General features: G+C 73.3%; 12 protein-coding genes. 10 read left to right on the top strand and 2 right to left on the bottom strand.

The window, feature by feature from the left end:
- Positions 1 to 94: 94 nt before the first annotated feature.
- Complete coding sequence (locus BJ961_RS21690) at positions 95 to 841, bottom strand: TetR/AcrR family transcriptional regulator (protein ID WP_271414466.1); 747 nt, start codon at positions 839 to 841, stop codon at positions 95 to 97.
- 142 nt (positions 842 to 983) lie between these two features.
- Between BJ961_RS21690 and BJ961_RS21685 the strand changes: the two genes are divergently transcribed.
- Positions 984 to 2,105: an FAD-dependent oxidoreductase gene (locus tag BJ961_RS21685; RefSeq protein WP_271414465.1), complete on the top strand. Its 1,122-nt coding sequence runs from the start codon at positions 984 to 986 to the stop codon at positions 2,103 to 2,105.
- 163 nt (positions 2,106 to 2,268) lie between these two features.
- Positions 2,269 to 3,162 carry an IclR family transcriptional regulator gene (locus BJ961_RS21680; RefSeq protein WP_381160583.1) on the top strand — a complete coding sequence of 298 codons (894 nt, stop codon included), beginning with the start codon at positions 2,269 to 2,271 and terminating at the stop codon, positions 3,160 to 3,162.
- 227 nt (positions 3,163 to 3,389) lie between these two features.
- On the opposite strand, the gene BJ961_RS21675 is transcribed toward BJ961_RS21680, so the two are convergent.
- Positions 3,390 to 3,962: a flavin reductase family protein gene (locus tag BJ961_RS21675; RefSeq protein WP_271414464.1), complete on the bottom strand. Its 573-nt coding sequence runs from the start codon at positions 3,960 to 3,962 to the stop codon at positions 3,390 to 3,392.
- A 265-nt stretch (positions 3,963 to 4,227) separates the two neighbouring features.
- Between BJ961_RS21675 and BJ961_RS21670 the strand changes: the two genes are divergently transcribed.
- The 8 genes from BJ961_RS21670 (at position 4,228) to BJ961_RS21635 (ending at position 13,516) form a co-directional block, all read left to right on the top strand.
- Positions 4,228 to 5,094 (top strand): alpha/beta fold hydrolase, encoded by an 867-nt coding sequence (locus BJ961_RS21670; protein ID WP_271414463.1) that lies wholly within the window; start codon positions 4,228 to 4,230, stop codon positions 5,092 to 5,094.
- Positions 5,091 to 6,788 carry an FAD-binding protein gene (locus BJ961_RS21665; RefSeq protein ID WP_271414462.1) on the top strand — a complete coding sequence of 566 codons (1,698 nt, stop codon included), beginning with the start codon at positions 5,091 to 5,093 and terminating at the stop codon, positions 6,786 to 6,788. The genes BJ961_RS21670 and BJ961_RS21665 overlap by 4 nt, the downstream gene beginning before the upstream one ends.
- On the top strand, positions 6,785 to 7,822 hold the full coding sequence (locus BJ961_RS21660; RefSeq protein ID WP_271414461.1) for a ferredoxin--NADP reductase: 1,038 nt from the start codon (positions 6,785 to 6,787) through the stop codon (positions 7,820 to 7,822). Before BJ961_RS21665 ends, BJ961_RS21660 begins: the two co-directional genes overlap by 4 nt.
- Before the next feature lie 122 nt (positions 7,823 to 7,944).
- The gene (locus tag BJ961_RS21655; RefSeq protein ID WP_381332893.1) at positions 7,945 to 8,799 is read left to right on the top strand and encodes an acetaldehyde dehydrogenase (acetylating); all 855 of its coding nucleotides are present in this window, start codon (positions 7,945 to 7,947) and stop codon (positions 8,797 to 8,799) included.
- 28 nt (positions 8,800 to 8,827) lie between these two features.
- Entirely contained in the window at positions 8,828 to 9,880 is a 1,053-nt protein-coding gene (gene dmpG / locus BJ961_RS21650) for a 4-hydroxy-2-oxovalerate aldolase (protein WP_271414459.1), read from the top strand.
- Between the two features lie 8 nt (positions 9,881 to 9,888).
- Positions 9,889 to 11,073 (top strand): acyl-CoA dehydrogenase family protein, encoded by a 1,185-nt coding sequence (locus tag BJ961_RS21645; RefSeq protein WP_271414458.1) that lies wholly within the window; start codon positions 9,889 to 9,891, stop codon positions 11,071 to 11,073.
- Positions 11,074 to 11,093: 20 nt separating this feature from the next.
- Positions 11,094 to 12,026: a VOC family protein gene (locus BJ961_RS21640; protein ID WP_271414457.1), complete on the top strand. Its 933-nt coding sequence runs from the start codon at positions 11,094 to 11,096 to the stop codon at positions 12,024 to 12,026.
- Complete coding sequence (locus BJ961_RS21635) at positions 12,023 to 13,516, top strand: FAD-dependent oxidoreductase (RefSeq protein WP_271414456.1); 1,494 nt, start codon at positions 12,023 to 12,025, stop codon at positions 13,514 to 13,516. The genes BJ961_RS21640 and BJ961_RS21635 overlap by 4 nt, the downstream gene beginning before the upstream one ends.
- The last annotated feature ends 51 nt before the right edge of the window (positions 13,517 to 13,567 follow it).

Genomic DNA, 13,567 nt, shown 5'->3' with positions numbered 1-13,567 from the left:
TGTGCAGTGACCCACGCAACGTGGGCAGCCGTCGGAGGCGTGAGACGGCGCACACGTCGACGGTCGCCTCGGGGGCGGGAGGCGCTGCCCGGCCCTACCGGCCGGGAGAGTGGAGCGCCGTGATGCCGGCCAGGACGAGGGCGATCCCGTCGAGGAACTGCTCGCGGTCGTCATGGCCGCGCACCTGGTCCGCGACGGCCCGGGTGAACGGGTAGTCGTCGGGATCGAGCCCTTCCCACGCCGTCGACACGGTGTCCAGGAACTCGTCCCGGTCCACCTCGGACCCCGGGGTGTCCGTGCCCTCGGCATTCACGGCGTTCTGGCCCGCGGCGCCGAGGATGTAGTGCATCAGCGCCGAGGACGCCGTGAACCAGTGGGCCTCCGGCACGTCCATCGCCCGGACCTGCCGGCCGAGGCTCTCGAAGATGCGCGGCGCCACCGTCCCCCAGGGGGTGCGGGAGAGCTGCGTCGCGAGCTGCGTGGCCAGCCACGGGTGCGCCTCGGTCGCGTCGAACAGGTTGAGCGCGACGGCGCGGATCGCGTCCTGCGGCGAGGGCCCCGCCCCGGTCGGCCCGGCGGACCCGCCGGACCCGGTTGGTCCGGCCGGACCGGCGCTCACGGCGGCGGCGACGACGGCGTCCGTGGCGGCGGCGAGCAGTTCGGCCTTCCCCGTGATGTGCCAGTAGATCGCCCCGGGGCCGGTCGCGAGGCGCTCGGCCAGGGCGCGGAAGGTGAGGCCGCGCTCTCCGACCGTGTCGAGGAGTTCGACGGCGACCCCGACGATCCGCTCCCGCGAGAGGGGTTCCTGCCGCCGTTCCGGACGGCGCGACCTGGATGCCATGCGGTCATCCTAAACCGCCTGGAACGCCGTTCCAGCTTGACATGCGGTGGAACGGCGTTCCACCCTGAGAGCCCTGGAACACCGTTCCAGTCGATGTCCGCCGGATTCCCTCCCGGCGGTCCACGATCACGGAGGAAGCGCCATGACCACACACGTCACGATCGTCGGCGCCGGACTCGGCGGCCTCACGCTCGCCCGCGTCCTGCACGTCCACGGAATCCCGGCCACCGTCTACGAGGCCGAGTCCTCTCCCGAGGCGCGCGCACAGGGCGGGATGCTCGACATCCACGACACCAACGGGCAGCCCGCACTGCGGGCCGCCCGCCTGACCGAGGAGTTCCGCGCTCTCGTCCTGGAGGGCCGCCAGGCGTCACGGGCCCTCGCCCCGGACGGGACGGTCCTGTTCGAGGAGGGCGACGACGGCACGGGCGGCCGCCCGGAGGTGATGCGCGGCGAACTGCGGCGGACACTGCTCGACTCGCTCCCGACGGGCACCGTCCGCTGGGGACACAAGGTCAGCGCCGTCCGCGCCCTCGGCGGGGGCCGCCACGAGGTGGCCTTCGCCGACGGCACCTCCCACCTCACGAGCCTGCTGGTCGGCGCGGACGGCGCGTGGTCCCGGGTCCGGCCGCTGCTGTCCGACGCCGTACCCGAGTACGTCGGCATGTCGTTCGTCGAGACCTGGCTGCTCGACGCCGACACCAGGCATCCGGCCACGGCCAAGGCGGTCGGCGACGGGTCGATGTTCGCGCTCGCGCCGGGCAGGGCGATTCAGGCCCACCGGGAGAGCGGCGGGGTCCTCCACGCCTACGTGGCCCTGCGCAGGCCGCTGGAGTGGTTCGACGGCATCGGTCCCGCCGACCCGGCGGCCACCGCCCGGGTGGCTCGGGAGTTCGCCGGCTGGGCGCCGGAACTGACCGCGCTGCTCACCGACGCCGACACCGCCCCGGTCCTGCGCCCCCTGCACACCCTCCCCGCCGCGCACCGGTGGGAGCGGGTGCCGGGGGTGACCCTGCTCGGCGACGCCGCCCACCTCATGCCCCCGTCCGGCGAGGGCGCCAACCTGGCCATGTACGACGGCGCGGAACTCGGCACGGCACTCGCCGCGCACCCCGGCCAGGTGGAGGCGGCGCTCGCCGCGTACGAGCGGGACCTGTTCCCGCGCAGCGCGGCGGAGGCCGCCGACGCGGCCCGACTCCACGCGCTGATGTTCGGCGACGACGCGCCGCACGGTCTGATCAAGATGTTCACCGGCGGGGAGTAGGCCCGCGCGACCGCGGCGCGGCGGCGGGGCTCCCGGCCCCCTCGCCGACCGCGATCCGGCGGCCCGCCGCAAAACAGGCCGCCCGCATCCCTTCTCACCGTTCGGGAGCGCTGTTACATTCCGGAAAACAAGAATTCATTTCAGTCTGTGACTGGAGGCTCCCATGACGGCTGTCGATGGTCTTCCCACCACGCACGCGCCGGTCCGTCGCGAGTTGCCGCCGTCGATGGTCGAGCGGGTGACGCTCATCATGGACCTGTTCGAGGGCCGCACAGCCCGGCTGTCCCTGGAGGAAGTGGCGCGGTGCACCCGGCTGCCCCGGTCGACGGCGCACCGGATCCTCGACCAACTGGTGCGGCTGCGCTGGCTCGAACACACCGGCCTGGGCTACGGGCTGGGGCGCCGGGCCCTGGGCTTCGGCGGGGGAGACGGAGCGCACAGCAGGATCCGCGAGGCCGCCGCGGCCCGGCTGCACCAACTGCAGATCCGGACCGGGCTCGTCGTCCACCTGGCCGTCCTGGACGGGGCGGAGGTGTACTACCTCGACAAGGTCGGCGGCCGGTTCGCCGCCACCGTCCCCTCGCGCGTCGGCGGTCGGGCACCCGCCCATTCGACGGCGCTCGGCAAGGCCATGCTCGCCTGGCTCGAACCGGAGGACGTCGAGGCCCGGGCCGGCGAGTCCATCGGCCGGCTGACTCAGCGCACCATCTGCGACATCGGCACCCTGCACCAGGAACTCGACCGCATCCGGCGCCGTCACGGGCTCGCCTTCGAGCGCGGCGAGTGCTTCCCCGACATCGCCTGCGCCGCCGCGGCGGTCCGCGGCCCCGACGGCCCGGTCGCCGCGATCTCCCTGGTCGGGGACGCCTGGTCGCCCCTGGAGAAGGCCGCCCCGCTGGTGGTGGACGCCGCCCGGCAGGTGTCGCACGAGTTGTTCCCCCAGCGGCAGGCGCCGGTCAGGACGCCGCGCCGGCCCGCGCCCGCCCCGGAGGAGACGTGGTCCGCGCAGGCCATGGACCGGCTGCTCGCGGCGGGCCAGTACGGCGACTGGCAGTAGGCGGTCGACGCGCCGGGCCCCGGGTTCCGGCGCGACGGAGCCGGGCGAACGACGTCGAGCGGGGTCGAGCGGGGTTCCGCGGGGTCGAGCGAGGCCCGACGAAGCCCCGGCGGACCTGCGGCGAGCCCTGGGGACCTCGGGCGGAGTCCGGGGACCTGCGGCGGAGCCCCGGGGCCTCCGGTGGGGCCCGGCGGCATCTTCGGCGAAGCTCCCGGGCGCGGTGCCGCTCATCCCCAGTGGTCGCCCCACCCCCACACGTCGGAGGCCGTGACCGCGGCCGCCGGGCTCTGGACACCGAAGCCACCGCGGAAGAAGAGCATCGGCTCCCGTTCGGTCACCGTCTCCAGGGCGAGGACCCGGCCCACCACCACGTCGTGGTCGCCCGCCGCGTGCACGTCGTGCACATCGGCGTGCACCCGCGTCAGTACGCCGGGCAGCGACGGAGTGCCCCAGCGGGACGACTCCCAGCTCAGGCCCTCGAACTTGCGGCCCTTGCTGGACCCGAACCGACCGCACAGATCCGTCTGCTGCGCGCCGAGGATGTTCACGGTGAACCGGCCCGACTCCCTGATCCTCGGCCAGGCACGCCCGCGGTGGTCGGCGCAGAACAGCACCAGGGGCGGTTCGAGGGAGACGGACGCGAAGGACTGGCAGGCGAATCCCACGGGGGCACCGTCCCGGCCCGTCCCCGTCACGACGGTCACGCCGGACGCGAAGGTGCCCATGACGCGCCGCATCCGCAGGGGCGTCGGCTCGGTCTCCTCGGCGGCCTCGGGCGGGGACAGGGACTCTGCGGTCATCGGTTTCACCTCGAGGGGGACGGTGCGGTGATGTGCCCGGGAGCGGGCAGGGGGCCGAAGCTAGGACACCCTCCGGCCGGGCCGGGCTCCCGTTCCCGATGAGTGGAACCACCCGCGGACCCGCTCCCGAGGCACGCGCGGCCCCCGCCCCCGCCGCACGCATCCCGCTGACCGAGACGTCTCCCGCGCGGCCCCGCCGGCCCTGACTACCGTCCGGGACCACCGACCACCGAGGTCCACTGAGGTCCACTGAGGGCAGGGAATGATGACGGAGCTGAGCCACGACTCCACACTGCGCGAACTCCCCACAGATCAGGGTGTGCTGCGCTACCACGAGGCCGGAGACGGTCCGCCCCTGCTGCTGTTGCACGGTTCGGGCCCCGGCGTCACCGGCTGGCGCAACTACCGCCACAACCTGGGCACGTTCGCCGAGCACTTCCGCTGCCTCGTCCTGGAGTTCCCGGGGTTCGGGGTCAGTGACCCGGCCGACGGCCACCCCATGGCCACCGCGGCCTCGGCCGTCACCCGGTTCCTGGACGGCCTCGGCCTCCAGCAGGTCGACATCATCGGCAACTCCATGGGCGGCATCGTCGGCACCCGCTTCGCGCTGGCACACCCCGAGCGGGTGCGACGCCTGGTGACGATCGGCGGCATCGGCCGCAACGTGTTCAGCCCGGCGCCCGGCGAAGGCATCAAGCTGCTCACCGAGTTCACCGACGCGCCCTCCCGCGAGCGCCTGGTGCGGTGGCTGCACTCGATGGTGTACGACCCGGCGTTGGTGACCGAGGAACTGATCGAGGAGCGCTGGGCGCAGGCCACCGACCCGGAGACGCTCGCGAGCGCCCGCCTGATGTACGGCAGCGAGGCCTTCGCCGCCCGGGCCGCCGCCGCGGCCGCCTCCGACGAGGCACCGTACTGGGCGCTGCTGCACCGGCTGAAGGCCAGGACGCTGCTCACCTGGGGCCGCGACGACCGCGTCAGCCCCGTCGACATGGCGCTCCTGCCCATGCGCACCATCCCGGACGCCGAACTGCACGTCTTCCCCGACTGCGGGCACTGGGTGATGATCGAGCAGAAGGCCGCCTGGGAGAACGCGGTCCTCGCCTTCCTGACCCGCAAGGACGCGGCGTGAGCGCCCCCGCCCGGCAGGGCTGGGACGAGGAGTTCGACTTCGTCGTCGTCGGCAGCGGCGGGGGCGGCATGGCCGCCGCGCTGACCGCCGCCGACAGCGGACTGAGCACCGTCGTCGTCGAGAAGGGCGCGATGTACGGCGGCACCACCGGCATCTCCGGCGGCGGCATCTGGATCCCCAACAACCCCACCCTGCGCGCCAAGGGCCACGACGACAGCCGCGAGTCGATCCGCCGCTACCTGGACCGGCTCACCGAGGGCCGGGTGCCCGACGCCCGCCTCGACGCCTACGTCGACCAGGGGCCCGCCGCGATGGAGCTGCTCGGCAAGAGCCGCTGGATGCGGTTCTTCTGGGTCAAGGGGTACGCCGACTACCACCCCGAGTACGAGGGCGGACGCCCGCTCGGCCGGTCCGTGGAGGCGCTGCCGTTCGACACCCGCAAGCTCGGCGAGGACGAGAAGCACCAGCGGCCCAACAGCCTCAAGGGCCCCCTCGGCCTGTGGATCACCGCGAAGGACTACCGCGACCTCGCCATGGTCAAGCGGACCTGGCGCGGACGCTGGGCGTCGGTCGTGGCCGCCTGGCGGGTCTCCTCCAACGTCGTGCGCCGCCGCCACATGGCCACCGGCGGCCGCGCCCTCGTCGCCCGCCTGCGCATGGCCCTCAAGGACGCCGGGGTACCGGTGTGGCTGCGCAGCCCGATGACCGAACTCGTCGTCGACGACGCCGGCAAGGTCACCGGAGTCGTCGTCACCCGCGACGGCCGCACCGTGCGCGTCGGCGCCCGGCGTGGCGTCCTCCTCGCCACCGGCGGCTTCGACCACAACCCGGAGATGCGCGAGAAGTACCTCCCCGAGGGCGGCCGGGACAACCACAGCGCCGGAGCCGTCGAGAACGTCGGCGACGGCATCGCGGCCGGCCAGGCCCTCGGTGCCGCACTGGACCTCATGGACGACGCCTGGTGGATGCCGTCCGTGCACCACCCCTCCGGCGCCACCATCCCGCTCGTCTCCGAGCGCTGCATCCCGCCGTCGGTGATCGTCTCCGGCGACGGCAGGCGCTTCACCAACGAGTCGTCGCCGTACGTCAACTTCGTCCACGACCAGCTGGCCGGCGGACACGTCCCCGCCTGGTTCGTGATGGACGCCAAGGCCCGCGCCCGCTACCCCTTCGCCCAGGTGCTGCCCGGCCTGCCGTTCCCCAAGGCGTTCTACGACAAGGGCACCGTGCACCGCGCCGACAGCATCGAGGAGCTCGCCGAGCGGATCGGCGTCCCGCGCGACACGCTGGCCGAGACCGTGGCGCGCTTCAACGGCTTCGCCCGCACCGGCAAGGACACCGACTTCGGCCGCGGCGACAGCGCCTACGACCGCTACTACGGCGACCCCACCCTCACCAACCCCAACCTCGACGAGATCGACAAGGCCCCCTACTACGCGGTGCGCATCGAGGTCGGCGACCTCGGCACCAAGGGCGGCCTGGTCTGCGACGAGCACAGCCGGGTGCTGCGCGAGGACGGCTCGGCCATCGCCGGACTGTACGCCACCGGCAACACCTCGGCGTCGGTGATGGGAGGCGAGTACGCCGGTCCGGGCGCCACCATCGGCCCGTCCATCGTGTTCGGCCACATCGCCGCCCGGCACGCGGCCGCCGCCGACCGCCCCGGGGCCGCCACCGCCCAGGACACGCCGTGAGCCCGGGGCCGCTGACCGTACGCGTCGTCAAGGTGATCCGGGAGACGGCCGACGCGCACTCGCTGGTCCTGGAGCCCGCCGAGGAGGACCGGGCCGCGTTCGCCTACCGGCCGGGCCAGTTCCTCACCCTGCGGGTGCCCTCCGAGCGGGACGGCGGCGCCGCGCGCTGCTACTCGCTGTGCAGCTCCCCGGTCCGCGACGAGCTGCTCAAGGTCACCGTCAAACGCACCGCCGGGGGCTACGCCTCCCACTGGATCTGCGACCACGTCACCGAGGGCGACACCCTCCAGGTGCTGCGGCCCGCGGGCACCTTCACGCCCGACTCCCTCGACGGCGACTTCCTGCTGCTCGCCGCGGGCAGTGGCATCACCCCGGTCATGTCGATCCTCACCTCCGCACTCCACGCCGGGACCGGCGGCGTCACCCTCGTCTACGCCAACCGGGACGAGCAGTCCGTCATCTTCCGCGAGGAACTGACCGCGCTGGCACGGGAGTACGGCGACCGGCTCACCGTCCTGCACTGGCTGGAGTCCCTCCAGGGCAGGCCCACGGCGTCCGGTCTGCGGGCCCTCGCCGCGCCCTACGCCGACCGTCCCGCCTTCGTGTGCGGGCCGGGCCCCTTCATGGACCTGGCCACGGGCGCCCTCGCCGACCTGGGGGTGCCCGCCGGCCGGATCACCGTCGAGCGGTTCACCTCCCTGACCGGCGACCCGTTCGCCGAGCCGGACAACGACCCGCAGGCGGACACCGAGGGGCCCGTCAGCACGGCCGAGGTGGAGCTGGACGGGGAGAGCCACACCGTCGACTGGCCGCGCGGCAAACCCCTGCTCGACGTGCTCCTCGCGGCCGGACTCGACGCCCCCTACTCCTGCCGGGAGGGCGCGTGCAGCGCCTGCGCCTGCGTCCTCGTGGAGGGCGAGGTCGTCATGGAACGCAACGAGGTCCTCGACGCCCGGGACCTGGCCGACGGACTCGTCCTCGCCTGCCAGGCACGCCCGGTCAGCGACCGGCTGAAGGTCACCTACGACGGCTGAGCCCCTCCCGCCCCCCTCTCTCTCTCTCTCTTCTCTGGACTCCCTCGACTCGGATGAGGTTCGAAACAGTGACCAAGGCGACCGCCGCGATCGTCGGATCCGGCAACATCGGCACGGACCTGATGTACAAGCTGCTGCGCTCCGAGACCATCGAGCCGCGCTGGATGATCGGCATCGACGCGCAGAGCCCCGGCCTCAAGCGCGCCGCCGACCACGGACTGCACACCGGCGCCGACGGCGTCGAACCGCTGCTGTCCGCCGCCGAGCGGCCCGACCTGGTCTTCGAGGCGACCTCCGCGTACGTCCACAAGGCCAACGCGCCTCGGTACGCCGCACTCGGCATCCAGGCCATCGACCTGACCCCGGCCGCCATCGGCCCCGCCGTCGTGCCCGCCGTCAACCTCGGCGACCACCTCGACGCGCCGAACGTCTCCCTCATCACCTGCGGCGGACAGGCCACCATCCCGATCGTGCACGCCGTCTCCCGGGTCACCGAGGTGCCGTACGCGGAGATCGTCGCCAGCGTCGCCTCGCCGTCCGCCGGGCCCGGCACCCGCGCCAACATCGACGAGTTCACCCTCACCACGAGCCGCGGCATCGAGACCATCGGCGGCGCCGCCCAGGGCAAGGCCATCATCATCCTGAACCCGGCCGAACCCCCGATGCTCATGCAGGACACCGTCTTCTGCGCGATCCCCGCCGACGCCGACCACGCCGCCGTCACCGCGTCGATCCACGAGACCGTCGCCAAGGTCGCCTCCTACGTGCCCGGCTACCGGCTGCGCACCGAGCCGCAGTTCGACGAGCCGACCCCGGTCAGCGGCGGACTCGCCCGCGTGGCGGTGTTCCTGGAGGTGGAGGGCGCCGGCGACTTCCTGCCCCCGTACTCCGGGAACCTCGACATCATGACCGCCGCCGCCACCAAGGTCGGCGAGGGCTTCGCCCAGCGGATCACCGCCCGCCGCGCCGGTGCCTGAGACCCGCCCACCGAGGAGTACACGAGTCATGCCCTACAGCACCGACCTGGACATCCGCGTCACCGACTCGTCCCTCAGGGACGGCTCGCACGCCAAGCAGCACCAGTTCACCGTCGACCACGTCACCTCCATCGTGGCCGCCCTCGACGACGCGGGCGTCCCCGTCATCGAGGTCACCCACGGCGACGGCCTCGGCGGGTCCTCGTTCAACTACGGCTTCAGCCACACCCCCGAGCAGGAACTCATCAAGGCCGCGGTGAAGACCGCGCGGCGCGCGAAGATCGCCTTCCTGATGCTGCCCGGCCTCGGCCTCCAGGACGACATCCGCGAGGCCGCCGACAACGGCGCCTCGATCTGCCGGATCGCCACCCACTGCACCGAGGCCGACATCGCCGTCCAGCACTTCGGCCTCGCCCGCGAACTGGGCCTGGAGACCGTCGGGTTCCTGATGATGTCGCACAGCAGCCCGCCCGAGGCCCTGGCCCGGCAGGCGCGCGTCATGGCCGACGCCGGCTGCCAGTGCGTCTACGTCGTCGACTCCGCCGGCGCCCTCGTCATGGAGGAGACCGGCGACCGCATCGCCGCCCTCGTCGCCGAACTTGGCGACGACGCCCAGGTCGGCTTCCACGGCCACGAGAACCTCGGCCTCGGCGTCGCCAACTCGGTGCTCGCCGTGCGCGCCGGAGCCACCCAGATCGACGGCTCCACCCGCCGCTTCGGCGCGGGCGCGGGCAACACCCCCGTCGAGGGGTTCGCCGCCGTCGCCGAACGCCTGGGCATCCGCACCGGCATCGACGTGCTCAAGATCATCGACGCCGCCGAGGACGTCGTACGGCCCGTCATGGACGGCGAGTGCCTGCTCGATCGCATGTCGCTGACCATGGGCTACGCCGGCGTCTACTCCAGCTTCCTGAAGCACGCCGCCCGCCAGGCCGGCAAGTACGGGGTGTCCGGCGCCGAGATCCTGCTGGAGGCCGGGCGCCGCAAACTCGTCGGCGGCCAGGAGGACCAGCTCATCGAGATCGCGGTCGGCCTCGCCGAGAGGGACCGCACCACCGCACCGACCTCCCCGGGGAAGTGAGCACCGCCATGACCAATCCCGTACTCGAGGCCGTCGAGGCACGCGCCGACGAGATCAGCGCCCTCGGCCCCGCCAACGAAGCCCTCGGCCGGCTCGACGACCAGGCCGTCAAGGTCCTGCGCGACGTCGGCGCCATCCGCATGCTCCAGCCCAAGACCTACGGCGGACTCGAACTGCACCCGCGCGAGTTCGCCGAGACCGTCATGCGGATCGCCGCCTGCGACGGCGCCACCGGCTGGGTCGCCGGTGTCGTCGGCGTACACCCCTGGGAGATGGCGATGGCCGACCCGCGGGTCCAGGAAGAGGTCTGGGGGGAGGACCCGGACACCTGGATCGCCTCCCCGTACGCGCCGATGGGCCTGCTCAGGCCCGTCGACGGCGGCTACGTCTTCAACGGCCGCTGGCAGTTCTCCTCCGGCACCGACCACTGCCAGTGGATCTTCCTCGGCGGCTTCCTCGCCGACGCCGACGGCAACCGGCTGAACCCGCCGCAATCCGTGCACGTCATCCTGCCGCGCGCCGACTACGAGATCGTCGAGGACTCCTGGGACGTCGTCGGCCTGCGCGGCACCGGCAGCAAGGACGTCGTCGTCAAGGACGCCTTCGTCCCCGCGTACCGGGTCATCGAGTACGCCAAGGTGGTGGACGGTTCCCTGGCCGCCGAGTCGGGCCTGACCAACCCCGCCTACCGGCTGCCGTTCTCCGCCGCCTTCCCGCTCGGCATCACCTCCGCCGTCATCGGCATGTGCGAGGGCGCCCTCGCCCACCACCTCGCCTACCAGCGCGACCGCGTGCAGATAACCGGGCAGGCCGTGCGGGACGACCCGTACGTCCTCTACGCCGTCGGGGACGCGGCGGCCGAGATCGCCGCCTCCCGGGCCGCGCTCCTCGACAACGTCAGCCGGATGTACGACATGGTCGCCGCCGGGCAGGAGATCACCTTCGAGCGCCGTGCCGTCGGCCGGCGCACCCAGGCCGCCGCCGCCTGGCGCGCGGTCCGCGCGGTCGACGAGATCGTGGCCCGCTCCGGCGGCAACGCCATGCGGCTCGACAACCCGATTCAGCGCTTCTGGCGCGACGTGCACACGGGCCTGGCGCACGCCATCCACGTGCCCGGGGCCGTCTTCCACGCCTCCGCCCTGACGGAGATCGGCGTGGAGCCGCCGCAGGGCCCGATGCGCTCGATGATCTGACCACCCAGGGAGGACCAGACATGACCCAGATCCGAGGACTCGGCTACCTCCGCGTCCAGACCCGCGACCTCGACCGCTGGCGCGAACTCACCGTGGACGCCCTCGGGTTCGCCGAGGGAACGGGACCCGACCCCGACGCCCTCTACCTGCGCATGGACGAGCGCCGCGCCCGCCTCGTCGTCCTGCCCGGCGACACCGACCGCGTGCTGTCCGTCGGCTGGGAGGTGCGCGACCAGTTCGCGCTGGCCGCGGTCGGGCGTGCCGTCGAGGCGTCCGGTACGGCCGTGAAGATGCTGAGCCAGGAGGAGGCCGACGACCGGGGAGTCGAGGCGGGCATCGCCTTCGAGGACCCGGCGGGCGTGCCCGTCGAGGTGTTCTTCGCGCCGATCCTCGACCACAGCCCCGTACTGACCGGCCTCGGGCAGCGGTTCGTCACCGACGGCCAGGGCATGGGGCACGTGGTGCTGCCCACCACCGCCATGGACGACACGGTCGCCTTCTACACCGAGGTGCTCGGCTTCCTGCCGCGCGGCGGGATCCGGCTCAGCGGCCAGGCGCCCGACGCGCCGCCCCGCCGGGTGCGCTTCATGGGCGTCAACGAACGCCACCACAGCCTCGCCGTCTGCCCCGCCCCGCACAGCGGCGAACCCGGCCTGGTGCACCTCATGGTCGAGGTGGACACCCTCGACGCCGTCGGCCGCGCCCTCGACAACGTGAACAAGCGGGACTTCTCCCTCTCCTCCACGCTGGGCCGGCACACCAACGACAAGATGGTCTCCTTCTACGTGCGCGCCCCCGGCGGCTGGGACATCGAGTACGGCTGCGAGGGCCTGCGCGTCGACGAACGGCACTACACCGCCGAGGAGATCACCGCCGACAGCTACTGGGGCCACGACTGGTCCGGCTCCGAGCCGCTCGCCGCCTTCAGCCCGCCGCCCGGGGCCGACGCGTGAGCACCGCCCGGCCGGTGACACCCGTCCGCGCCGAGACCGTCACCCGCTGGGCCGCCGAGACCGACGTACTGGTCGTGGGGCACGGCTGCGCCGGGGCCGCCGCCGCGTTCGAGGCCGCGTCGGCGGGCGCCGGCGTCCTGGTCCTGGAACGCGCGGGCGGCCCCGGCGGGTCGTCCGCGCTGTCGGGCGGCGAGCTGTATCTGGGCGGCGGCACCGAGGTGCAGAGGGCCTGCGGCTTCGAGGACAGCCCCGAGGAGATGTACTCCTACCTCCGGGCGGCCCTCGGACCGCACGCCGACGACGGGAAACTGCGCCTGTACTGCGAGGAGAGCGTCGCCCACTTCCAGTGGTTCGTGGACCGGGGGCTGGCCTTCGAACCGACCCTGTGGGACGCGCCGACCTGGATGCCGACCACCCGGGACGGTCTGATGTGGCTGGGCGAGAACGCCTGGCCCTACAACGAGATCGCCCGCCCCGCGCCCCGCGGCCACCGCACGGCCACCGAGGCGTTCGGCGGCTGGCTGGTGATGGAGAAACTGGTCGCCGCCGCCGAGGAGGCGGGCGCGGTGACGCACGCCGACACCCTGGCCACCGCCCTGATCGTGGACGACACCGGCCGCGTCGTCGGCGTCACCGCCCGCCGGCACGGCGAGGACCTGGCGTACCGGGCACGCGGGGGAGTGGTGCTCACCACCGGCGGGTTCGCCGACAACGAGGAGATGCTCGCCGACCACGCCCCGCACCTGCTCGCCCACGGCAGGGTCAGCGACGGTCTCGACGACGGCAGCGGCATCCGGATGGCCGCCGCCCTCGGCGCCGCGACGCGCCGCATGGGCGTGGTCGAACTGGCCCTGACCGCACTGCCCGCCCTGGCCGTGCGCGGCATGCTCGTCAACGCCCACGGGCAGCGCTTCGTCAACGAGGACGTCTACCCGGGCCTGTTCAGCGTGGCCGCCGTGCTGACCCAGCCCGCCCCGTACTGGGTGATCGTCGACGAGGAGGGCTACGAGGCGGTGCCCGAGCGTGAACGCTGGGGCGTCGTCCCCCGGTTCGTGTCCGGGACCCTGGGCGAGCTGGAGGCCGAACTCGATATGCCGCCGGGGGCGTTGGAGTCGTCGGTGGGCACCTACAACAGGCACGCGGCGCGCGGGCGGGACCCGTACTTCCACAAGGACGCCCGTTGGCTCCGCCCGCTGAAGGGGCCGTTCGCGGCGATCGACCCCCGGGCCGGTTTCCACCAGGGCGGCCGGCCGAGCGCGGGGGCGGGCACGGGCGTCGCCGGGTTCACCCTGGGCGGGCTGCGCACCACCGTGGACGGCGCCGTCCTCGACGTGTCCGGGACCGTCCTGCCCGGCCTGTTCGCCGCGGGGCGGGCGGCCTCCGGCATCCACGGCGAGGGGTACGTCAGCGGTACGTCGCTCGGAGACGGCACGTTCTTCGGCCGCCGCGCCGGTGCGGCGGCAGCGGCGGAACTGCGGTCCGCCTCCTGAACGCGGTGGGGCCGGGTACGCGCGGGGTGCGCGTACCCGGCCCCACCGTTG

The sequence above is a fragment of the Streptomyces lienomycini genome, from assembly GCF_027947595.1.
Classification (GTDB): Bacteria; Actinomycetota; Actinomycetes; order Streptomycetales; family Streptomycetaceae; genus Streptomyces; species Streptomyces lienomycini.
This window is presented reverse-complemented; position numbering and strand designations above follow the sequence as displayed.

Bases quoted from the DNA above. Each gene is read 5' to 3' on its own strand.
- BJ961_RS21690 (WP_271414466.1), bottom strand. From the start codon at position 841: ATGGCATCCAGGTCGCGCCGTCCGGAACGGCGGCAGGAACCCCTCTCG.
- BJ961_RS21685 (WP_271414465.1), top strand. From the start codon at position 984: ATGACCACACACGTCACGATCGTCGGCGCCGGACTCGGCGGCCTCACG.
- BJ961_RS21680 (WP_381160583.1), top strand. From the start codon at position 2,269: ATGACGGCTGTCGATGGTCTTCCCACCACGCACGCGCCGGTCCGTCGC.
- BJ961_RS21675 (WP_271414464.1), bottom strand. From the start codon at position 3,962: ATGACCGCAGAGTCCCTGTCCCCGCCCGAGGCCGCCGAGGAGACCGAG.
- BJ961_RS21670 (WP_271414463.1), top strand. From the start codon at position 4,228: ATGACGGAGCTGAGCCACGACTCCACACTGCGCGAACTCCCCACAGAT.
- BJ961_RS21655 (WP_381332893.1), top strand. From the start codon at position 7,945: ATGTACAAGCTGCTGCGCTCCGAGACCATCGAGCCGCGCTGGATGATC.
- dmpG (WP_271414459.1), top strand. From the start codon at position 8,828: ATGCCCTACAGCACCGACCTGGACATCCGCGTCACCGACTCGTCCCTC.
- BJ961_RS21645 (WP_271414458.1), top strand. From the start codon at position 9,889: ATGACCAATCCCGTACTCGAGGCCGTCGAGGCACGCGCCGACGAGATC.
- BJ961_RS21640 (WP_271414457.1), top strand. From the start codon at position 11,094: ATGACCCAGATCCGAGGACTCGGCTACCTCCGCGTCCAGACCCGCGAC.